Below are 21,618 nucleotides of genomic sequence, written 5' to 3' on the forward strand. Positions count from 1 at the left end.
GGCTCCTACCTTCTGTTCTGGTCCTGTTCGGCCCGCGGTGGGGTCAGGACGATTCCGATGTCCAACAAGTCGGGATCCGGGCCAATGGCCGCCCGGTTGGTTCGATACCAGCGCGGCCACTCCCGGGCGATCTCTGCATCAGTGGCACCGGCACCGGCACCGCGTGCGGCGATCGACCACAAGGAGTCCCCCTCCTTGACCACGATGTATTCCGCGGTCGCGGCGGCGCGGTTCTGCTGCCCCATCAGCCGGTTCATGGGTGCTGCCGGACGTTCGGGGCTCCAAGCCGGCGAGGGCAGGTCCCGGCTGCTCCATGTGGCAGCGGGCAATTCGGCCCCGACGGCCGGCACCGACAGGGTGGCGGCGGTTTCGGGGGAGAGCCCGCCCCCCGGAAGCCCGACTGCGCCGGGGGACGCTGCCTGCGCCACGGGGACGACCAGGAGGTGGGCGCCGAGAAATGCGGCGGCCAGCCGCCGCATGAACGCCGGGGAAAACCGCGCGGCACGGGCCGCCGCCCGGTGATGGCCGCGCCGACCCAACAGCTCGGCGACCACACCGGCGAGCAGGCTGAACAGCCACCAGGCGAGCACTGCGAGACCCAGCACAGCGAAGACGAGGGCTGCGCCATGGTCCAGGCCGGCGGGGGAGAGCCAGGCGGTTGAGGTCGTCTCGTCGCGTCCGGCCAACAGGGCGAGGCCGCATGCAGTGAGCAACAGCCCGCAGAGCGCCACCAGCACCCCGGGAAGTGCGACCGCTACTGAAGGGCCCCGTCTCGTTGTCGAACTCATCCTCATCATCTCATTCGTTTTGATGTTATTTGATGTCGTTTGATGCTTCTTGAATTCGATGATGGCACTTGACGGCGTCGCTGTCCAGTGGGTGCGGGTTTTCATCGAACCGCGGGGCATAAGGTGGTTTCATGCGCTGGGAATCGTTGTTCGCCGATCTGGAGTCCCAACTCAACGCCGCCCGTGCCCGGGAACGGACCGTGGAGATCCAGGAGATGGTCCGCATCGAGCGGTCCCAACTGCGCCTATGGGACCATCTGGCCGGTCAAGTCGGGGCCGACATCACCTTGGACCTGCTGGGCGGGCAACGGCTGCGGGGGATGCTCCAGCACGTCGGTGTGAACTGGCTGTCGCTGCGCGACGGGCCGTCCGAGTACCTCGTCGTCGACGCGGGGATCAGGTCGCTTGAGATCGCGGGACACCGTGCCGCCGTCGCGGAGGAGGGCACGGTACGGCGGCGGGTCAGCCAGGGATCAGCACTGCGGTCGCTCGTGCGGGACCGCGCAAGGGTGACTGTCTGGGCCGTGGATGGTGCCCTGCTGGGTACCGGCACCCTGGACCATGCCGGGGCCGATCACCTGCGATTGGCATTGCATCCTGCCGACGGATACCGCCGGAATGCCGATGTCCGTTCCGTTGCGCTGCTGCCCCTGGGATCGGTTGCGGCGCTCAGGCATGACCTGTGATGGAGCGCCTGTTGTCCACAGATGACGCGTCGGGTCTTGGGCGTGGGCGGTTTGATCATTAAGGTGGACGATCAGGGGAACCAGCAATTGCCGCTTCCCCGGCAGTATGAACTGTGTACCGGAGATCCCGGGGAAGCGGAGGCAAGGTGGCAATTGAGCCGGAACACAGCGGACCGGCACGCCGGTTGCGCAAGCCCGGGTGGAAGGACCCCAGGCTGCTGGTCGGCATCCTGCTCGTCTTCGTCTCGGTGGCCGGGGTGCTCACGTTGGTCTCGTTGCAGAACCAGACGGTGCCGATGTACGTGGCCCGAGAGGACATCTCCCTCGGGCAGAAGATCGACCCCGCGAAGCTGCGGGTGGTTGACGTGCGCCTGAACGCGGTCCAGGACCGCTACCTTTCCGCCGAACGGCCGCCTTCCCCGGACCTGCAGGCGAACTCATTGATCCGTAGTGGTGAACTGCTGCCGGTGGCCTCGGTCGGGGGCCGCGACCCGCAGGGACGCAAACCGCTCTCCGTGGAGCTGCCCCAGGTGCTTCCGGTCGCCGTCGGCGTGGGCACGCGCGTGGATGTCTGGGCTGCCGAACGCGGCTCCAATTCGACCACGTATGGCGAGCCCAAGCGCCTGCTCCAGTCGGTCGAGGTCAGCGCCATACGTGAACTCGATTCGGGATTCGGTGGGGCCTCCGGCCAGGTGGTGGAACTGCTTGTCACCGACGAGAACCTGCCGGGCATGCTCTCGGCGATTGCCAACGAGGCACGGATGACTGTTGTCTACAACCCGGGCGGGGCCGCCAAATGAGCATTGCCGTCGTCGTCTATGGACGGGTCGGCGACCTGGCCGACCGTCTGGAACGGCTCCGTGGACCGGTGACGATCGTGCGCCACTGCGACGAGCTCACCGAGGTCATCGCCTTGGCCGAATCCGGGTTGGCCGATGCGGCCCTGCTCCTGGGGCTGACCGCCGACATCGACGCCGCCTTCGCCGACGAGCTCGCCTTCCACGGGGTCCCGGCGGTGGCCATCACCGACGAACCCGACGTTGCCGAGCGGCTGACAGGCCTGGGTCTGGGCGTCGAACCGACGACGACCGGTGAGCAGTCGGTCTCCGATCTGCTCGAGCTGCTCGTTTCGGGAGCCCACCGCCCTTCGCGCGGTGCCCGCCATGCCTCCCACGCCGCGGAAACCTCCCCCGAGCCGGCACGCGATCCCGGGCGCGTTCTTGCCGTCTGGGGTCCCACCGGATCCACCGGGAAGACGCTCGTTGCCGTCAACGTGGCCGCCGAGGCGGCGATGGACGGGCAACGCGTGCTGCTTGTCGATGCCGACACCTACGGATCCAGCGTGGCGGTCCACCTCGGCCTGCTCGACGAATCCGCAGGTATCGCGCAACTCTGCCGGCTCTCCGACCAGGGAATGCTCGACGAAGCCGGGTATGAGCGCTCCTGCGCCGTCGTGGCCGTCGGGGGGACCACCCTGCGTGTCGCCACGGGGCTGCCCCGCCCACACCGGTGGCCTGAGCTGCGGGCCGGGGCCCTGACACGCGTGCTGGACTTCGTCCGCCGTCGGGTCGACCTCGTGGTGGTCGATGTGGCGTCCCTGCTCGAACGCGACGAGGACCTGACCTACGACACCTCCGCGCCACAACGCAATGGCGCGACGTTGGCGGTGCTGGAAGTGGCAGCCGAGATCATCGCGGTCGGATCTGCTGACAGCGTGGGCGTGCCCCGGATGGTGAAGGCGCTGGAGGACCTCGGCGAGATCCTGCCCGAGGTCGAACCGCGCGTCGTCTTCAACCGAGTCCGGCGCTCCTCGGTCGGTCCCTCGCCGGAGCGCGCACTGCGCGAGACCTGGGAACGATTCGGCCCGGGGCCCGCAATGGCCGGTCTGCTGCCCTCGGATCCGGACGCCGCCGACCGCGCATTGCTGCAGGGAAGCGTCTTGGCCGAGGTCGCCCCGGACAGCGAGTTGCGGGCCCGGATTGCCGAGCTGGTTTCGGTGACCGTCCGGCGCAGAACAGGCTTGTTCGGCAGGGGATCGGGCGCATTGGGAGCTAGTCGATCCGCAGGTTAGTCTTGAGTAGTTCGAGACCGCAATGGAGCGGTCCACACCGCTACACGGAGGCGTTAATTGATGTCGTCGGGGTCGGGCATGCCTACAGGGTTCATTGCCGAGACAAACACTCCCAAATTCGCCGAGGCCTACTATGGCCACCTATCGCCAGAGGACGCCCAAGAGTACCCTCCTGAGGCGCTGGCTGGGCGGGTCTCGGTCCACCTCGGCGTCGGCTACGAACGCCAGCCCGGCCGTGCCAAGGTCGCCGTCGACACGACCGGCGGCACCGCCGTCGTCTATGTGGTCACCGACGACATGCCGTTCCTCGTCGATTCCGTCACCGCCGAGATCGTCCGGCAGGAACAGGCCATCACCCTGGTCGTGCACCCGACCTTTCTGGTCCGCCGGGACGACGCCGGGCGCGCCATCGCCGTCGAACCGGTGACGACGCGTGCCGCCACCGCGTCGGGGGATACCGCTGCGCTCCCCAACCTGGCCAGCTTCATGGCCCGCGAGGGGGGGAAATCCACCGTCGAGTCGTGGATTGCCATCGAAATCGGCGGGACCCCAGACGAAGATCATGTCGCCTCGCTGGTGGAGGGCCTGGAAAGTGTGCTCTCCGATGTGCGTGATGCCGTCGAGGACTGGCAGGCGATGCGCTCCAAGGCCGGGGAGATCGCCGATACGCTCTCCGAAGTGGTGGGCGGCGCGGAGATCCCCGATCTGGAAAGCGCCACGGAATTGCTGCGGTGGCTCGACGAGGGCAATTTCACCTTCCTCGGCTACCGTGAATACGATTTGGCCACCGAAGGCGGCAAGGACGTACTGCATGTCCGCCCGAACAGCGGGTTGGGCCTGATGCGCCGTTCCGGTACCACCATGCTCCGGCAGGAACTGACCGAATCAGGCCGTGAAAAGGCACGCGAAAAGCGTGCATTGGTCATCACCAAGGCCAACTCGCGTTCCACCGTCCACCGCGCCGTCTATCTCGACTACATCGGCGTGAAGAGCTTCGATGCCCAGGGCAACGTCAATGGCGAGCGCCGCTTCATCGGGCTGTTTGCCTCCAGTGCCTACACCCGCCCGGTGCGTACCGTCCCGGTGGCGCGCGAAAACGTCGCACGGGTCCTCAAGGCCTCCGGCTTTGCCCCGGATTCGCATTCCGGCAAGGACCTGTTGACGATCCTCGAGTCCTATCCCCGTGACGAGTTGTTCCAAATCAATTCCGATGACCTGTTGCGCATCGTGACCGGCATCCTGGGACTGCAGGAACGCCGCCGCACCAGCTTGTTCCTGCGACCAGACATCTATGGTCGGTTCATGTCAGCGCTCGTCTTCCTGCCGCGTGATCGCTACACCACGGCGGTCCGGCTCCGGATCGAGGCGGAACTGAAGAAGGCCTACGCGGCGGAATCCACCGAGTACGAGGTTCGCATGAGCGACTCGGCACTGGTGCGTCTGTTCTATCGCATTCGCCTACCACGCGGCGGGGAAACCCCACAGGTCAGCCGGGCGGACGTGGAGCAGCGGCTGGTCCGGGCGGTCCGGTCCTGGTCCGAGGGCGTGGACGAGGCCGTGCGCAGCCGGTTCTCCGGGGACACGGCAGCAGGACTATCGCGTCTATGGGCCTCGGCCTTCCCCCAGTCCTATCGCGTCGACTTCGAGGTCGAGGACGCGCTGGAGGACATCGAACGATTCTCGACCTATGACGATCCGAACCACGAGGGGCCCGTCGTCAATGTCTACGTGCCCTCCGACATGAGCCGCCAACACGGCATCGACGCACGGCTCAACCTCTATCTCACCAAGCCGCTGTCGCTGAGCCGCATCCTGCCCGTGCTGTCCAACCAAGGGCTGGAAGTCGTCGACGAAAAGCCCTTCGCGATCCAGCGTGGGGACGGCAAGGAGTTCTTCCTCTACGATCTCGGCCTGAAGTACCCTGCGGGAATCGACCCGCTGCAGACCCGCGACCTGCTGACCCAGGCATACTCCGCGGTCTTCACCGGTCGCGCCGAATCCGATGCCTTCGACCGGCTCATCCTGGCCCAGGGGCTCACCTGGCGGGAGACGGCGATCCTGCGGGCTTATGCCAAATACCTGCGCCAGCTCGGTGCGGCGAACTCCTACGGGTTCATTGCCGACACAATGCTGGCCAACCCGAGCGTCACGCGTTCGCTCATCGAGCTGTTCAAGGCCACCTTTGACCCTGACGTCGATCACGAGGCCAGGGCAATCCGGACCGAAGCAGCGCGTACGTCCCTGGATGCCGGCTTGGAGAGCGTCGCAACACTGGACGCCGACCGGCTCCTGCGCCGCTTCATCAACGTCATCGACGCCACCACGCGAACGAACTACTTCCAGGACACCATCCACCTGTCCTTCAAGCTCGAGCCCAGGCGGATCGACGGCGCCCCGTTCCCCCGTCCGCGCTACGAGATCTGGGTCTATTCGCCCCGGGTCGAGGGTGTGCACCTGCGCTTCGGCAAGGTCGCCCGAGGCGGCCTGCGCTGGTCCGACCGTCGGGAGGATTTCCGTACCGAGATCCTGGGCCTCGTCAAGGCGCAGATGGTCAAGAACGCGGTCATCGTCCCCACGGGTGCCAAGGGCGGGTTCTTCGCCAAGAACCTGCCGGACCCGTCGGTTGACCGGAACGCCTGGATGGAGGAGGGCAAGGCGGCGTACCGCATCTTCATCTCGGCCCTGCTGGACATCACCGACAACCTGATCCAGACCGAGGACGGCGAACAGGTGGCCGTGCCGGACCGTGTGGTGCGTCTGGACGGCGACGACAGCTACCTGGTCGTCGCAGCGGACAAGGGAACGGCGAGCTTCTCGGACATCGCCAATGAGATTTCCCTCTCCCGGGGCCACTGGCTGGGCGATGCATTCGCATCCGGCGGGTCCGTCGGCTACGACCACAAGGCCATGGGAATCACTGCGCGGGGTGCGTGGGAGTCGGTGAAACGCCACTTCGCCGAACTGGGTGTGGATACCCAGACGCAGGAGTTCACAGCGGCCGGAATCGGCGACATGAGCGGCGACGTGTTCGGCAACGGCCTGCTGCGCTCGGGTCATGCGCGGCTGGTTGCCGCCTTCGACCACCGACACATCTTCCTGGATCCGAACCCCGATGCCGCGACGTCATTCGCCGAGCGGCAGCGCCTGTTCGACCTTCCCCGCTCGAGCTGGGGCGACTATGACACGTCGTTGATCAGCGAGGGCGGCGGGGTCTACCCCCGCCAGTCCAAGACAATCCCGATCTCCGGACAGGTCCGCGAAGTCCTGGGCCTTCCCGATGGCACGAAGGTCATGTCCCCACCCGATTTGCTGCGGGCCGTCCTGTCGGCCCCGGTGGACCTGCTCTACAACGGCGGCATCGGCACTTATGTCAAGGCATCCGACGAGACGCACGCCGACGTGGGGGACCGCGCCAACGACTCGATCCGTGTCGACGGCCGGGACCTGCGGGCACGCGTCGTCGGGGAGGGCGGGAACCTGGGCATGACCCAGCGTGGCCGCATCGAGGCGGCGCTCAATGGCGTCATCCTCAACACCGACGCAATCGACAATTCGGCGGGCGTCGACTGCTCTGATCACGAGGTCAACATCAAGATCCTGGTGGACCGCATGGTCCGGGCCGGAAAGTTGGATGCCGAAGACCGTGCCGGCTTCCTGCACTCGATGACCGACGAGGTGTCGCGGCTGGTGCTGCGCACCAACGTCGACCAGAACATCCTGTTGGTCAACGACAAGCAGCACCTGTCCGAATGGAGCCCAAGCTTCGAGCGGCTCATGGACTGGCTGGAAGAGCACGCGGACCTGAACCGGGACATCGAATTCCTGCCCGGGACCGAGGAATTGGAAGAGCGGATGGCAGGGGGCAAGTCCCTGACGGCCCCGGAACTGTCCGTGCTGGTTGCCTACGCCAAAATCCAGTTGGCCACCGCGCTGGCCAAGTCCGATCTCTCGGACGACCCGTACTTCGACCAGACGATGCGCGAATACTTTCCGGTCCAGCTCGCCGAAAAGTTCCCCGAAGACATCCTGGCCCATCCGCTGCGCAAGGAGATCGTCAGCACCGTCGTGGCCAACGACATGGTCAACATGGGCGGCATCACCTATGCCTTCCGCGTCATGGAGGAGACCAGCGCCACCGAGGTCTCCGTGGCACGCTCGTTCGTGGCCCTACGTGAAATCTATGCCCTGGACTCGTACGTCGATGCGGTGACCGAGCTTCCGGCCAGCGTGCCGACCGAACATTGGTGCCGCATCCAATTGGACATGCGACGCCTCCTGGATCGCGCCACCCGCTGGTTCATCACGCACGTGGGCCGCGGGACCAGCATCCAGCAGGACATCGACGCCTTCCTCCCGATCGTGTCCACGTTGAATGCCGAGCTCGGCGACTTCCTCCAGGGCAACGACGCCGAACGCATTGCGGTCTGGAAGAGTGATGGACTGCGGTGGGGGCTGCCCGAGGATCTCGCGGCCCGTTGGGCCCGGCAGTTCGAGAGCTTCGCCCTGCTGGACATCGCCTTGGCCGCCCGGGACCAGCAGATGCCGGCGCGCGACGTCGCCGCCGTCTACTACTTGGTGTTCGACCGGTTCGGCGTGGATGCCCTGCTGGAGCGCATCACCAAGCTCCCGCGTGGGGACCGCTGGGAGGCACTGGCCCGCGCCGCCTTGCGTGATGACTTGTACTCCACGGTGGTGGACATCACCGAGGCGGCCCTGGACGCGGTTCCGGAGGCCAGTGGTCCGGTCGAGTGCCTCTCGGCCTGGGAGCAGGAGAATGCGGGCAACCTGGATCGGGCCAAGAAGATGTTCGACGAGGTCAACAGCCTGGAGCGCGATGACATGGCGTCCCTCTCGGTGGCCCTGCGCTTGCTGCGTTCGATCGTCCGGCGGTAGCAGTTGGCGACCTTCACCGATCCCATCCGGGACCTGGCCGGTTTCGGGCCCGGCGACGAGGAATGGCTCCACCTCCTGGTGGGGGACTGGCAGATGGTCGCGGACCTGGCCTTCGCCGATCTGGTGCTGTGGCACCCGTCGGCCGGGGGGACGTACATGGCCCTGGCACATGTACGTCCGTCCACCAGCCATACCGTCTTCCACAGCGATTTCGTCGGCGAACGGATCCGCCGGGACCTCCGGCCGCTCGTTGAGAAGACGTGGTCCTCAGGGCAGATGCAGCGAGCCGCCGAGGACCACTGGACCCAGGAATCGGCCATGCGCATCGAGGCCTACCCGATGGTGCGCAACGGCCGGACCCTGGCCGTGGTGACCAGCCATCAGGATTTGTCCTCCTTCCGGGTGGCATCCCGACTCGAGCAGACCTACAAGCAGTGTGCAACGGACCTGTTGCGCATGGGCACGCAAGGACTCTGGCCCGACTTTGCGACGCCGACCGGTTCTCGCAGGGGAGCCCCGCGAGTGGGCGATGGGTTGATCCGCTTGGACGCCGAGGGGATCGTGCAATACGCCAGCCCCAACGGTGTATCCGCCTATCGGCGGCTCGGCGGGGTCGATTCGCTCGAAGGACGGTCGTTGGCCGAAGTCACGACCGGCTTGCTCCGGGACCGACGGCTGGTCGACGAGTCCCTCGCCTTGGTCGTGACCGGGAAGATGCCTTGGCGGACCGAGGTTGAATCACGTGGTGTGAGCCTGTCCCTGCGTGCGATACCGCTGCGCGACGGCAGGAAACGTTATGGTGCCCTGGTGCTGTGCCGCGACGTGACTGAGCTGCGGCGCCGGGAAATGGAATTGGTTTCCAAGGACGCAACGATCCGGGAAATCCACCACCGCGTGAAGAACAACCTCCAAACGGTTGCTGCCCTGCTACGGATGCAGTCCCGCCGCATGGTCAGCGAAGACGGCAAGCTCGGTTTGGAGCAGGCCATGCGCCGGGTGGCCACCATCGCCCTGGTCCATGAAACCCTCTCGCAGGGCCTGAGCCAGAATGTGGACTTCGACGAATTGATCGACCGGCAGTTCAGGCTGGCAGCGGAAGTCGCCTCGCCCGGCCAGGTGGTACGTACCGAAAGGTCGGGCTCGTTTGGCGAACTGCCCAGCGAGCTGGCAACCCCGCTCTCCTTGGTCATCAACGAACTTGTATCGAACGCCGTCGAGCATGGTCTGGGTGAACGTGACGGCACCGTGAGCCTCGATGCAACGCGACGGGCCATCGCCGACGGCACCGAACGATTGCGCGTAGTGGTTTCCGACGACGGGCGCGGCCTCGGGCCCGTGCCGGGCAAGGACGGCCTCGGATTGCAGATCGTCAAGACGCTCGTGACGAGCGAACTGGCGGGCTCCATCGAGTGGGAGCCGCGGGAGCACGGCGGCACCAATGTCATCCTGGACCTTCCCGTCCAGCGCTGACCAAGGCGCCAACCGTTGAAGACAAGGCAGGCCGGACCCAAGGGGCCCGGCCTGCTTTGTCGGCAGCGTGCGCTGGCTAGCTGAACTTCTTCTGGTGCGCCTGAACGGAGTGCACATACGACTTGGTGTCGGTGTACATGCCATTGCGCTTCACCGAACCCTGCCCCTGGTAGTAGGAGGCAATGCCGATCTCCACCGAGGTGCTGGTGCGTTGCAGGGCGCGGATGATCGCGACACCAGCAGTCACGTTATCGCGGGGGTTCAACAAGTCGAGCTGGCGCCCGACCAGCTGCGAGGCCCAGTCTCCGGACGACGGGATGACCTGCATGGCACCGATCGCATTGGCGGGGGAGACGGCTGCCATGTTGAAACCCGACTCCTGGTAGGCGTGCGCCAGTGCCAACGACGGGTCGACACCCATCTGGCGTGCCGTGCTGACAATCAACGACTTCATTTCCGCGCGCGAAGGCAGGTTCCTCGAGAGCAGCTCGTACTTGTTGTCATTGGCCGACTTCACCGTTTCAGTCGGGTACTTGTAGTGCAGGAACGTGTCCGAGACCAGCTGCTTGCGCGTCGACGTCGTGGACACCGAGGAGCCGCCGGCGAGCTTGAGCTTCTGGCCGACACGGATCACCGACGACTTGCTCAGGTGATTGGCCTCCAGGAGCTTGGAGAGACCCAGGCTGGCTTCAGCGGCGATACCCGAAAGCGTATCCCCGGCCTTCACCGTGTACGTCGTGGCCTTCGGCGAACTCGAGGACTTGGCCGCCGCCGGAGACTCGGCCGGTGCAGCCGAACCGCCGGCGAGGCGGATCTTCTGGCCGGGGTAGATCGTGGTGCTGATCTTGAGCCCGCTGGACTTCAGGAGCTCGGAGAGCGACATGTGGTGCTTCTGGGCGATGCCCGACAGTGTATCCCCGGCCCTGACCACATAGCTCGTGGACTTCGGGGCGCTTGCCCACTTGATCGGGGTGGTGGTGCTGGTGGCAACCTTCACCGGAGCGCTCGTACCACCCGAGAGGCGGATCTTCTGACCTGGATAGATCACCGAGGAACGACTCAGGTTGTTTTCCTTCAGGACCGTGGAGAGCCCGACGCCGGCCTTGGAAGCGATGCCCGACAGCGTGTCCCCGGACCTGACGGTGTAGGACGATCCGCTGGTTGTGGTCGACCTCACGGAAGTCTTTTTCGCCGGAGATGCCCCGTGGGATCCGGACAAGCGGACCTTCTGGCCGGGGTAGATCGTGGTGCTGGCCTTCAAGCCGCTGGACTTCAGCAGCTCCGAGAGCGACATGTGGTGCTTGTGGGCGATGCCCGACAACGTGTCACCGGATTTGATGGTGTAGTTCGCGGACTTCGTGGAACTGGTGGACGAGTCGGAAGACGATTTCTTCGCCGGGGAGGACGAAGCCGTGAGCTTGATTTTCTGGCCCGGGAAGATCAATTCACTGGCCGAGAGCTTGTTCGCCTTGAGCAGTGTCGAAAGGGAGACATGGTGACGATGGGCAATACCGGACAAGGTATCGCCCGACTTCACCACGACCGTCTTGGGGACGGCCGTGGCGACCGTGATGCGGGCCGGCACATGCGACGCGACCAGATGGGCGGCGATTCGATGCTGGGCCGTGGCGATGTTGGCTGCCGTGGCCGTCTTCGGAAGGAGAAGCGCCTTTGAGGCAGGCGCTTCGACTGCTGATGCAGGGGCGGCCGCGGCCAACCCCGAAATGGCAACGGCGGGAATCGCCGCGACAGCGACTGCGCCGTAAATGGAGCGATTGCGGGGTCCCTGAACGAAGCCGTTCGAGGAACGTGCACCGCTGGAGCGGAGCTCGGGCATATAGACATCCTCTGATCGCGACGGCCGGGGCCGACGAAGTCCTACGAGTGGAACCAGGCAGGGCTCCGCGATACTCGTGTGACTTAAGTTGCAAGTGTGACTCAAGTGAATTTACACCATTTCCCCTTATCCCAAAAGTCTTAAGCGGCTCGTCACGGGGGGATTGCCCCAGGATAGGGCTAGCGTGTGGCAGTCTTGTCCTGTGAGCTCTCTTAATAAACTCGTAACCGAATGGTTGTCATTACCTGACCTAGCAGTCGAGCTGGGCGTCTCCATCAAGGACGTGCATCGACTGCTCGATGAGCGATCAATCGTTGAAGCCCGGGTCGGCGAACGTAAGGTCCGGTCCGTTCCGGCTGGCTTCGTGCAGGACGGCCGCTTGGTGGACAGCCTCAAGGGCACCATCACCGTGCTGGTGGACTCAGGGTTCACCGACGAGGAGTTGATCGCCTGGCTGCACACTCCCGACGAATCGCTTCCCGGGACCCCCATCGAGGCCCTGCGCCAGGGGCGGAAAACCGAAATCCGCAGGCGGGCCCAAGCGCTGGCATGGTAGGCCGGCTCACCTCGGCCCGGCCCGCGGTCCGCTGAAGACCGTGGATAAACTATGCCGCGCGGTTGATGACGGCCTCGCCAAGCGTTCGTAGCTGCGACCTGACGTCTTCGGAGACCGGAAGGCCCGCCAACGCGGAGAAGCCACGCTGGGAGAGCTCTTCGATGCTCGATTCCGTGGCCCGGAGGGCTCCGGATTTCTCGAGGATGCCGGTCATTCGGACGGTCTCATCTGCCGAGAGGTCATCGGCCCCCAAGCGTTCTTGGATGAAATCACGGTCGGTGCCTGAAGCCAGCAACAGCGAATGGGCGATCATCTCGGTTCGTTTGCCTTCCCGGAGGTCGTCCCCGGCAGGTTTTCCGGTCACGGCAGGGTCGCCGAAGACGCCCAGTACATCGTCCCGGAGCTGGAAGGCCTCCCCGATAGGCAGCGCGAATGCCGAATAGCCGGCCAGCAGGTCGCTGTCGGCGCCAGCCAGGGCGCCTCCCAGCAACAAGGGGTTCTCGGTTGAGTATTTCGCCGACTTGTAGCGAAGGACGGTCCGCGCCCGAAGCAGGACATCGGCGTCCGGGGACGTGGGACCAGCCGACTCCTCCAGCACATCGAGGTACTGGCCCGCCATGACCTGGGTTCGCATTCCGTCGAAGATCACGCGGGCAGGCGATCCGGCGGGAGCGGCCGTAGCGAACAGCTGTTCACTCAGGGACAGGCAAAGATCACCCGCGAGAATGGCTGCCGCCTCGCCGAATCTGGCACCATCGCGAGACCAACCTTGCCGCGCGTGGTTGTACTCGAAGTACTTGTGGACGCTGGGACGTCCTCGGCGGGTCGCAGATCGGTCGATGACGTCGTCATGGATCAGCGCTGCCGCCTGGAAGAGCTCCAAGGCTGCCGCTGCGCGCACGATGCCATCGTCGTTAGGGTCGCCACCGGCACCGATATAACCCCAGTAGGCGAAACGGGGACGTAGGCGCTTCCCTCCTTGAACGAGCGACGCGATCGATGTGACCAGATCGCCCGCGGACTCGGAGATCTCGGCGACGATGCCGTACTGCTCGGCCAGGAACCCCGCAAGCGTCTCGTCCAGGCGTTTCGTGAAACCGCTTTCGCTGGACCTTTCGGCGAGGGGCAGTGGACCTGTGGCGTCGATGTGGTTCATGGCATCCATTGTCTGGGTGGGCGGGGTTGCCTCAACTCTATCTGTCGGCCAACCTCTCTAGAATTGGACCCATGGCCGTCGTTCCCGAGCACCGTACCGTCCTTCATGTGGACATGGATGCCTTCTACGTGTCCGTGGAGCTCTTGGAGCGGCCCGAGCTCGTTGGCCGCCAGGTCATTGTCGGCCACCCGGGGCCGCGCTCCGTGGTGCTTTCGGCTTCGTACGAATGCCGCGGTCTAGGCGTCAGGTCGGCCATGCCCATGGGCTCCGCAATGCGCCTCGCTCCTTCGGCCACTGTCATTGAACCGAGCATGGGTTCCTACCGGCGGTATTCCGGGCGCATCATGGCGATTTTCCATGAAGTCACGCCTCTCGTGGAACAGGTCAGTGTCGACGAGGCCTTCCTCGACGTGACCGGCGGCCTTCGGCGACTGGGTGGGCCAATGGAGATCGGGCGGATGATCCGTCGGAGAATCCGTGACGATCTCGGCCTGCCGGCAAGCGTGGGCATTGCACGGAACAAGTACGTCGCCAAAGTCGCTTCTACCCGGGCCAAACCGGACGGCCTCTTGCGGATTGCCCCGGAAGATACCGTGTCGTATCTGCATACCCTCCCTGTCGGCGCACTGTGGGGTGTTGGCGCAAAGACCACGGAGGTGCTGTCCGGGGCTGGGATCTCATTAGTCAGCGAACTGGCGCAGACCCCGGTGGCAACGCTCGAGAGACTGCTGGGCTCCAATGGGCTGCAGCTCTACGAATTGGCCTGGGGGAGGGACCCCCGGCCCGTTGAACCCATCCGGGAGGAGAAGAGCATCGGTGCCGAGGAGACCTTCGCGACCGACGTTCACGACGATGCAATGTTGCGTCGCGAACTGCTGCGGTTGAGCCACCGCGTCGCCCAGCGACTGCGCGAGGCCGGCCGACAGGGGCACTCGATTACGCTCAAAGTCAGATACGAGGACTTCACGACGGTCACGCGGAGTCGCCGTCTGGTCCAGCCGACGAATTCGGCTCAGACGGTGGTTGCGGCAGCCGAGGGCCTTCTCTCCGGTCTCGGTTCCCGTGCGCAAAAGGTTCGCTTGATCGGGATCCGTGTTGAGCAGCTATCGGACGCGGATGGCGGATTCCAGATGAGCTTCGAGCGCAGCGACGGCAACTGGCGCCAGGCGGAAGAAACCATGGACCTCATCCGCCAGCGCTTCCCCTCCGGGTCGCTGCGGCCCGCGACGCTGATGCCCCCACCGCGGGAGGGGAAGGATACCGAAGGGTAGTTCTGCTTCCCGGTGGTGCGGAAGGGGACTATCCTAGGTAATCCAACGGTATCGAAGATCACGTTGGACATACCCGTGAAAACGGGAACAATGGAGTAGCAGGAACCGTTGAAACACATATAGGGGCTTCCTGCCAGGAAGCCAATGGACACGAGGGATTGGGGAAGGGATCATGCCACTTTCCGAACACGAGCAGCACTTGCTTGAGCAGCTGGAGAAGCAACTGCACGAGGACCACAAGTTTGCCTCCTCGATGAAATCCAATGCCTCTCCTGGAGGTTTCTCCACGCGGAACATTGCCATCGGAGCACTTGTCGGGGTTATCGGGATCGTCGTCCTCCTGGTCGGCGTCTCGAACCAGTGGATTCCCTTGGGAGTTTTGGGCTTTGCATTGATGTGCGTCGGTGTTTACGTTGCCTTTTCGAAGAACGCCTTTGGCAGGGTCGGCAAAGGCCGCGCCAAGAATGGTCCGCAGAAGAGTTCCTTCATGTCGGATCTCGAGTCGAAATGGGAAGCGCGGCACCGCGACGAACACTAACTAATCCACGGGCCTGATCGAACAGGTTCCAGCCGGTTTCCCGCAAATAGTAGGGCGCGGACCTTAAAAAGGTCGGCGCCCTTTGTGTTGCCCTGGGCCGCCTCCGCCCCCCAGAAGGGAAGTGACCCGTGCGATTGGTCACGTAGTCGACGTCGCAGGCCGGGCTTTCGCCCGTCCTGCGGCGGGCCCTCCACTTCGCGCCATGGCTTCCTCCACTTTGCACCACTCCGGGCCGCTGCACCATGAATACCGCCGAATCCGTCTGTTATTCGCCACTTATCGGGGTTCCGGCCACTCCTCGATGCGAAATTCCCTCCACGACCCACCACCGACTTCCTTCCCAGTAATCTCGCGGAAAATATTCAGAGTTTCGGTGGAAGAACCCCTCGTTGTGATTGACAGTGGAGGTAAGTGGAGTAAAGTGGGGGACTGTAGAGGTGAATGGGGACGACGGGGTGAATTCGGCTCCTTGAAGACGGGAAGGCGGTGCGTATGTTCCTCGGGACGTACACGCCGCGCCTGGACGAAAAGGGACGCATCATCCTTCCTGCCAAATACCGGGACGAACTGGCGAACGGGCTGGTCTTGACCCGGGGGCAGGAACGCTGCATTTACGTTTTCAGCCAGCGGGAGTTCGAGAACGTCCACGAGCAAATGCGTCAGGCACCGCTGGCATCAAGGCAGGCGCGGGACTACATTCGCGTCTTCCTGTCCGGTGCATCGGATGAGATGCCGGACAAGCAGGGCAGGGTGACCATCCCGGGGGCACTGCGCAGCTACGCCGGACTGGACCGGGAGGTCACCGTCATCGGTGCGGGATCGCGAGCCGAGATCTGGGACACCCAGGCTTGGAATGCATACCTCGAGGAGCAGGAGAACACGTTCTCCGAGACAGACGAAGAAGTACTACCGGGCATCTTCTAGCAACTGCTGGAAAGCACGGTGGGGTTGGACCAGATCTCCAGCCGCCCGAAAAGCACCATCCTGGCTTCACTTCCCCGGAGCCAGGCGGGAGCCGGTCGGGTCGGAGGGGGATCTGGCCTAATCCCTACACCACGATTGCAAGCTGTGACACGCTGAAAGGGGGCAGGGCATGACCGACGACAACACGCCCCGTCCCACCTCCGAGCGGCACATACCCGTGCTGCTCGAACGTTGTGTGGGGTTGTTGGCGCCGTCGATCCAGGCAGGGATCGATGAGCGCGAACGGGCCGTCGTTGTGGATTGCACCCTGGGCATGGGGGGACATTCCGAGGCGTTGTTGAGCCGGTTCGACCGATTGCACTTGATCGGTCTTGACCGCGACGAGCAGGCGCTGGCGCTGGCCGGGGAAAGACTGGCGCCGTTCTCCGACCGGACCGACCTGGTCCATGCCGTTTACGACGAGATCGATGATGTGGTCGCCGATCTCGGATTCGACGGCGTCGACGGTGTCCTTTTCGACCTGGGCGTTTCATCGCTCCAATTGGACGAACGCGATCGAGGTTTCGCCTACTCCTTTGACGCCCCGCTCGACATGCGGATGGACACCTCGACGGGACCGACCGCCGCGGATGTCGTCAACAACTACGTCGAGGCCGACCTGGTGCGGATTATTCGGAGCTGGGGAGAAGAGAAATTTGCGGGACGCATTGCCTCGGCCATTGTGCGGGACCGCGCCACGAGCCGTTTTGAAACCACGGGGCAGTTGGTGGAGAGCATCCGCAGCGTTGTCCCCGCCGCGGCAGCACGGACCGGTGGGCATCCGGCAAAGCGCACCTTTCAGGCATTGCGCATCGAGGTCAATGAGGAGCTCGATGTGCTGGACCGGGCGCTCCCTGCCGCCATGGACGTGCTGCAAGTTGCAGGCCGCGTCGTGGTGATGAGCTACCACTCCCTCGAGGACAAGCTGGCCAAGAAGCACTTCTCCGCCGCGTCGAAGTCCTCGGCGCCCGTTGGCTTCCCGGTGGAACTCGAGGAGCACAAGGCTCGCTTCCGAAGCCTGACCAAAGGCACGGAAAAGCCCACCGAGTTGGAAATTGACGAAAACCCCCGCGCGGCCTCGGCAAAACTGCGAGCCGTTGAACGAATCCTGAGGAGGAGCTGAACATGAGCACCGCAACCCAGTCGCGTGCAGTTCACGCCGGCCACAGCACTGTCGGCATGAACGATGGCGCAAACGCCCGTGCGTGGGCGCCTTCGCCGCTCAGGCACGCCGAACCGAAGCAGCGGACTCCGCTGTCGTTGGTTCCGGCCACGAAGCGGAGCCGACGCGCCGGGTTTGCTGCATTTTGCTTTGCCCTGCTGCTCGCGGCGTTGGTCGGGGTGCTGGTCGTCAACGTCAATGTTGCCAACTCCCAGTACGACATTGTGGGGCTGAACGCGCATGAGCAAACCCTGAATCAGCAGAACGAGGCGCTGACACAGGAACTCCAAAATCTCCAGGCTCCCCAGAATGTGGCCGCCAAGGCGGCAGAATTGGGTATGGTCACGCCAGGATCGGTGGCCTCAATCAATCTGGATAGCCAGAAGATCACCGGAAAGTCCACACCAGCGGAGAAGGGCAAGACGCCCACCACGCTCGTGGCCGCCCCGGAGGTTCCCGGCGGCCAGGTCGAAAGCAAGGCGTCCGACGAGCAGGCGACGGCGGGCGAGGGGTCCACGACAACGGGGACTTCTGAACACCAGGCTCCCGAGGGCAACGCAGTTGCCGGAGGGGCGTCAACCGACCAGAGCAATACCGAGACCCCCCAGGATTCATCGGCGAATGAACTGAACGGCGGAACCATCCCGGCTCCGGCGCAGCAGGACTCCGGACGCTAGGGCCGCCAGCCTGTTCGGTCCGGGCCCCGGGGGAGAATCGATCAGCAAAGCAAGGAAATGAACTATGGCCAGGCCGTCCGCCCGGAACAGCAAGAAGAAGCCACAGCGCACGGAGCCCCGCCGCTTGCGAACTGGATTGGCGATTGCCATGGTTCTCCTCGTCCTGTTGGGGGGGCGGCTTTTCCTGGTGCAGGGCCTGGATCCGACGGCCGCCGCCGAGCAGGCCACGGGACAGAGAATCCGCGAAAGCGTTGAACAACCGGTCCGTGGAAGCATTCTGGACAGCTCGGGCAAAATCCTTGCCGCCAGTTTCGAGCGGTATGACCTGGTCGTCGACCAGCGTCAAGTGCAGAGCGAGTTCAAGCGCAGGAACGACCAGGGTGGCCGCGACATCGTTCAGACCCAGGATGCGATCAAGGAACTGGCCCCGATCCTGGGCATTGACGAGAAGGAGCTGACGACATCCATAGTCGGCGCAGAGGGCGCGAAGAAAAAGGGCTACTCGGTGGTGGCGAAGGGGATTACGCCCCAGACCCGGAACAAGGTGATCGACGTGGGGCTGCCGTGGATCACCAGCCAGAACCGATTTGAACGCGAATACCCGAACGGCACCGTCGCCGGTTCGGTTCTGGGTTTCCTGCGTTCCAGCGAGGACGGTACCTCGCAGACCGGCGCCGAGGGGCTGGAACTCAGCCAGGACCGGGCATTGTCCGGGACCCCCGGTAAGAAAACCTACGAGATTGGTGCCGATGGGATCAGGATCCCCATGGCCACCCTCAAGGAGCAGCCGGCTGTTGATGGCAAGGACGTCAAGCTGACGATCAACAGTGACGTCCAGTGGGCCGCCCAGGAGGCGGTGATGGCCAAGCAGAAGCAATTCAACGCGGAGTGGGTGAACGCCGTCGTGATGGAGGTCGAAACCGGCAAGATCCGCGCCTTGGCCGATTCGACTACCGTCGATCCCAACGACCCCGGTGCAACGGAGGCCAAATACCGCCGTTCCACCACCGTTTCGCAGTCCTTCGCGCCCGGCTCCACGGGCAAGGGGCCCACCTTCGCGGCGGCCCTCGAGGAGGGAGTCATTACTCCGACCGACCACTTCAAGGTCCCGCACGCGTTCAAGATCGGCGGCGAGGTGATCCACGACTCGCTCGAGCACCAGACGTTCAATATGACGGCGGCCGGGATCTTCGCCCGGTCCTACAACACCGGCACCACCATGATCGGCAGCAAGCTCAGCAACGAGCAACGCTACGAGTGGATGAAGAAGTTCGGCATCGGCCAGGGGATCGACATCGGACTGCCGGTGAACAAGGGCATCTTCGTTCCCCCAGACCGCTGGGATCGCCGCCAGCAATACACGACCATGTTCGGCCAGGGCTACACCCAGACCGCCTTGCACACGGCCAAGATCTTCCAGACCATTGCCAACAACGGTGTCCAGATCGAACCGTCACTGATCGAGTCCTACATCGACCCCGACGGCACCGAGCATGAGCGCAAGAACGTCGACAAGACCCGCGTCATCTCGAACAAGACCTCGAAGGAAATGCGGCGCATGATGGAAACGGTTGTCACCGACGGAACCGGATACGCGATGGACATCGACGGGTACCGCGTCGGCGGCAAGTCCGGCACGGGACAGGCAGCAGGACCGACCGGAAAGCTCGACGGATACACCAGCTCATTTGTCGGCATGGTGCCCATCGACGACCCCAAGTACCTGGTGGTGGTGACCATGCAGCGCCCGAAGGGCAACTGGCGCAGCTTCAGCGTCGCCGATACCTTCAAGACCATCATGTCCCAGACCCTGAACAGCTATAACGTCCCGCCCACGACCGACAAGCCCAACCCCTATAAGGTCTTCGTCGGCAAGAAGCAGAACTACGGATGGTAGCCCCAGTGCAGCCCACCCCCCAGGATGCGGAGCGTGCGTTCCGCCCCGCGACCGCGCCCCAAGTGACCTTGCAGGAGCTGGCCAGGCGGATCGGGGAGCGGGGCATCACGACACATGTGGAAGGCAATGGCGGTGCCGTGGTGTCCGGGGTTTGCCTCGACTCCCGCGCCGTACTGCCAGGGGACCTCTACGCCGCGGTTCCCGGCGCACGCAGCCATGGTGCGGACTTCGCCCCTGCCGCCGCGGCTGCGGGCGCCAGCGCCCTCTTGGCCGACCCGGACGGCGCGCGGCGGTCGGCGGGCGTGGACTTGCCGGTCCTCGTCGTCGAGTCCGTACGGGCAGCCGTCGGGCCACTGGCCGCCTGCCTGTATGACACCGTGGGCAGCGGGCCTGCCTTGCTCGGGGTCACCGGAACCAACGGCAAGACCACCACGACCTACTTCATCACGTCGCTGCTCACGGCCTTGGGCCAACGCACCGGCCTCATCGGTACCATCGAGATCCTGGCGGACGGCACGCGCATTCCCAGCGTCCTGACAACCCCGGAGGCCCCGCAACTGCACTCATTGTTGGGGCGCATGCGTGCGACGGGCGTCGACACGGTGGCCATGGAGGTGTCCTCACACTCGATCGACTACGAGCGGGTCGGCGGCATGCGGTTCGACGTCGCCGGATTCACCAACCTCACGCAGGACCACCTGGATCTGCACGGCAGCATGGAAGCGTATTTCTCCACGAAGGCGCGGCTCTTCGAAGCCGATCGAGCCCGGCGGGCCGTGATCACGGTCGACGACGAATGGGGTCGGCGGATGGCACGGACAGCGGGATCCGAGGTGCTGACGCTGCGCACCCTGCCTGCGGGTCGCGGAGACCTGGATGTGTCCGGAAATGCCTGGCACGTGGCGTCGATGGGGCAGCGTGGGCTTGGGCACGACTTCGAGCTCCACGGTCCCGATGGTGCCGTATTGCGGGCACACACCGGCCTGCCCGGCCTCTTCAACGTCTCCAACGCGGCGTTGGCCGTGCTCATGGTCCACGCCTCCGGGGTGCCCCTCGACGCCCTGCAACGCGTCCTGGACGCCACCGACCCGTTGACCGTTGCCGTGCCGGGGCGGATGCAGGTCATCTGCCAGGAGCCCGCAGCGATCGTGGATTTCGCGCACAACTCCGACGCGCTCGAACGGGCCATCGGCGCGGTGCGCGGGGAACGGCCCGGATCGCGGGTGATCGTCGTCTTCGGCGCCACCGGGGACCGGGACGCCACGAAACGCCCCACCATGGGTGCGATCGCGGCGCGACACGCCGATGTCGTCATCGTCACGGATGATGATCCCCACAGCGAGGAGCCCGCCGGAATCCGCCGCCAGGTCCTGGACGGCGCACTGGGTGCCATCATGGCCGAGGGCCTCTCCAGCAGCGCCACAGAGGTCTTCCCCCGGGCCGAGGCCATCACCGCTGCCGTGGCCATGGCGCGGGCCGAGGACACCATCCTGGTGGCCGGGCGTGGACACGAGGTCTGGCAGGAGGTCAACGGGGTGAACGTGGCCCTTGACGACCGGGTCGAGCTGCGCCGTGCACTCGAGGCAGCCGGATTCAGCCCCCGCCCTGCCGGGACGGATGCCGCCGACGCCGCGGGCAACGGGTAAAGTCGGA

Annotated in this window: 16 protein-coding genes; 13 read left to right on the top strand and 3 right to left on the bottom strand. The window is 64.8% G+C overall.

Features of this window, described 5'->3' with window-relative positions:
* Nucleotides 1-5 precede the first annotated feature (5 nt).
* Nucleotides 6-788 (bottom strand): LysM peptidoglycan-binding domain-containing protein, encoded by a 783-nt coding sequence (locus AC1MEQ_RS18380; protein WP_479792760.1) that lies wholly within the window; start codon nt 786-788, stop codon nt 6-8.
* Nucleotides 789-919: 131 nt separating this feature from the next.
* On the opposite strand from AC1MEQ_RS18380, the gene AC1MEQ_RS18385 reads away from it, so the two are divergent.
* The 5 genes from AC1MEQ_RS18385 (at nt 920) to AC1MEQ_RS18405 (ending at nt 9,908) form a co-directional block, all read left to right on the top strand.
* The gene (locus AC1MEQ_RS18385) at nt 920-1,474 is read left to right on the top strand and encodes a hypothetical protein (RefSeq protein WP_479792761.1); all 555 of its coding nucleotides are present in this window, start codon (nt 920-922) and stop codon (nt 1,472-1,474) included.
* A gap of 146 nt (nt 1,475-1,620) precedes the next feature.
* Nucleotides 1,621-2,274, top strand: coding sequence for a CpaB family protein (locus AC1MEQ_RS18390; protein ID WP_479792762.1), 654 nt, complete (start codon nt 1,621-1,623; stop codon nt 2,272-2,274).
* Entirely contained in the window at nt 2,271-3,545 is a 1,275-nt protein-coding gene (locus tag AC1MEQ_RS18395; RefSeq protein ID WP_479792763.1) for a CpaE/TadZ family protein, read from the top strand. The genes AC1MEQ_RS18390 and AC1MEQ_RS18395 overlap by 4 nt, the downstream gene beginning before the upstream one ends.
* A 60-nt stretch (nt 3,546-3,605) precedes the next feature.
* Nucleotides 3,606-8,438, top strand: a complete 4,833-nt coding sequence (locus AC1MEQ_RS18400; RefSeq protein WP_479792764.1) for an NAD-glutamate dehydrogenase — start codon at nt 3,606-3,608, stop codon at nt 8,436-8,438.
* 3 nt (nt 8,439-8,441) lie between these two features.
* The gene (locus tag AC1MEQ_RS18405; RefSeq protein WP_479792765.1) at nt 8,442-9,908 is read left to right on the top strand and encodes a sensor histidine kinase; all 1,467 of its coding nucleotides are present in this window, start codon (nt 8,442-8,444) and stop codon (nt 9,906-9,908) included.
* A gap of 76 nt (nt 9,909-9,984) precedes the next feature.
* Here the strand turns inward: AC1MEQ_RS18405 and AC1MEQ_RS18410 are convergent, their stop codons facing one another.
* A complete protein-coding gene (locus AC1MEQ_RS18410; RefSeq protein ID WP_479792766.1) occupies nt 9,985-11,745 on the bottom strand; it encodes a LysM peptidoglycan-binding domain-containing protein in 1,761 nt (586 codons plus the stop codon).
* Nucleotides 11,746-11,980: 235 nt separating this feature from the next.
* Here AC1MEQ_RS18410 and AC1MEQ_RS18415 point away from each other — a divergent pair, with 235 nt between their 5' ends.
* A complete protein-coding gene (locus AC1MEQ_RS18415; RefSeq protein ID WP_479792767.1) occupies nt 11,981-12,301 on the top strand; it encodes an Rv2175c family DNA-binding protein in 321 nt (106 codons plus the stop codon).
* A gap of 49 nt (nt 12,302-12,350) precedes the next feature.
* Here the strand turns inward: AC1MEQ_RS18415 and AC1MEQ_RS18420 are convergent, their stop codons facing one another.
* Nucleotides 12,351-13,457 carry a polyprenyl synthetase family protein gene (locus AC1MEQ_RS18420; RefSeq protein ID WP_479792768.1) on the bottom strand — a complete coding sequence of 369 codons (1,107 nt, stop codon included), beginning with the start codon at nt 13,455-13,457 and terminating at the stop codon, nt 12,351-12,353.
* A gap of 113 nt (nt 13,458-13,570) precedes the next feature.
* Between AC1MEQ_RS18420 and dinB the strand changes: the two genes are divergently transcribed.
* The 7 genes from dinB to AC1MEQ_RS18455 all read left to right on the top strand — a co-directional run bounded on the left by dinB (nt 13,571) and on the right by AC1MEQ_RS18455 (nt 21,611).
* Nucleotides 13,571-14,728, top strand: coding sequence for a DNA polymerase IV (gene dinB, locus AC1MEQ_RS18425; protein WP_479796179.1), 1,158 nt, complete (start codon nt 13,571-13,573; stop codon nt 14,726-14,728).
* A 172-nt stretch (nt 14,729-14,900) separates the two neighbouring features.
* Nucleotides 14,901-15,266, top strand: a complete 366-nt coding sequence (locus AC1MEQ_RS18430) for a DUF3040 domain-containing protein (protein WP_479792769.1) — start codon at nt 14,901-14,903, stop codon at nt 15,264-15,266.
* 492 nt (nt 15,267-15,758) lie between these two features.
* Nucleotides 15,759-16,190 carry a division/cell wall cluster transcriptional repressor MraZ gene (gene mraZ, locus AC1MEQ_RS18435; protein ID WP_343902098.1) on the top strand — a complete coding sequence of 144 codons (432 nt, stop codon included), beginning with the start codon at nt 15,759-15,761 and terminating at the stop codon, nt 16,188-16,190.
* A 169-nt stretch (nt 16,191-16,359) separates the two neighbouring features.
* Nucleotides 16,360-17,352 carry a 16S rRNA (cytosine(1402)-N(4))-methyltransferase RsmH gene (rsmH, locus tag AC1MEQ_RS18440; RefSeq protein ID WP_479792770.1) on the top strand — a complete coding sequence of 331 codons (993 nt, stop codon included), beginning with the start codon at nt 16,360-16,362 and terminating at the stop codon, nt 17,350-17,352.
* Between the two features lie 2 nt (nt 17,353-17,354).
* On the top strand, nt 17,355-18,068 hold the full coding sequence (gene ftsL / locus AC1MEQ_RS18445) for a cell division protein FtsL (RefSeq protein WP_479792771.1): 714 nt from the start codon (nt 17,355-17,357) through the stop codon (nt 18,066-18,068).
* A 64-nt stretch (nt 18,069-18,132) separates the two neighbouring features.
* Nucleotides 18,133-19,965 carry a peptidoglycan D,D-transpeptidase FtsI family protein gene (locus tag AC1MEQ_RS18450; RefSeq protein ID WP_479792772.1) on the top strand — a complete coding sequence of 611 codons (1,833 nt, stop codon included), beginning with the start codon at nt 18,133-18,135 and terminating at the stop codon, nt 19,963-19,965.
* On the top strand, nt 19,959-21,611 hold the full coding sequence (locus AC1MEQ_RS18455) for a UDP-N-acetylmuramoyl-L-alanyl-D-glutamate--2,6-diaminopimelate ligase (RefSeq protein WP_479792773.1): 1,653 nt from the start codon (nt 19,959-19,961) through the stop codon (nt 21,609-21,611). The genes AC1MEQ_RS18450 and AC1MEQ_RS18455 overlap by 7 nt, the downstream gene beginning before the upstream one ends.
* Nucleotides 21,612-21,618: the final 7 nt, after the last annotated feature.

It is taken from the genome of Arthrobacter sp. ASL1 (assembly GCF_056680475.1).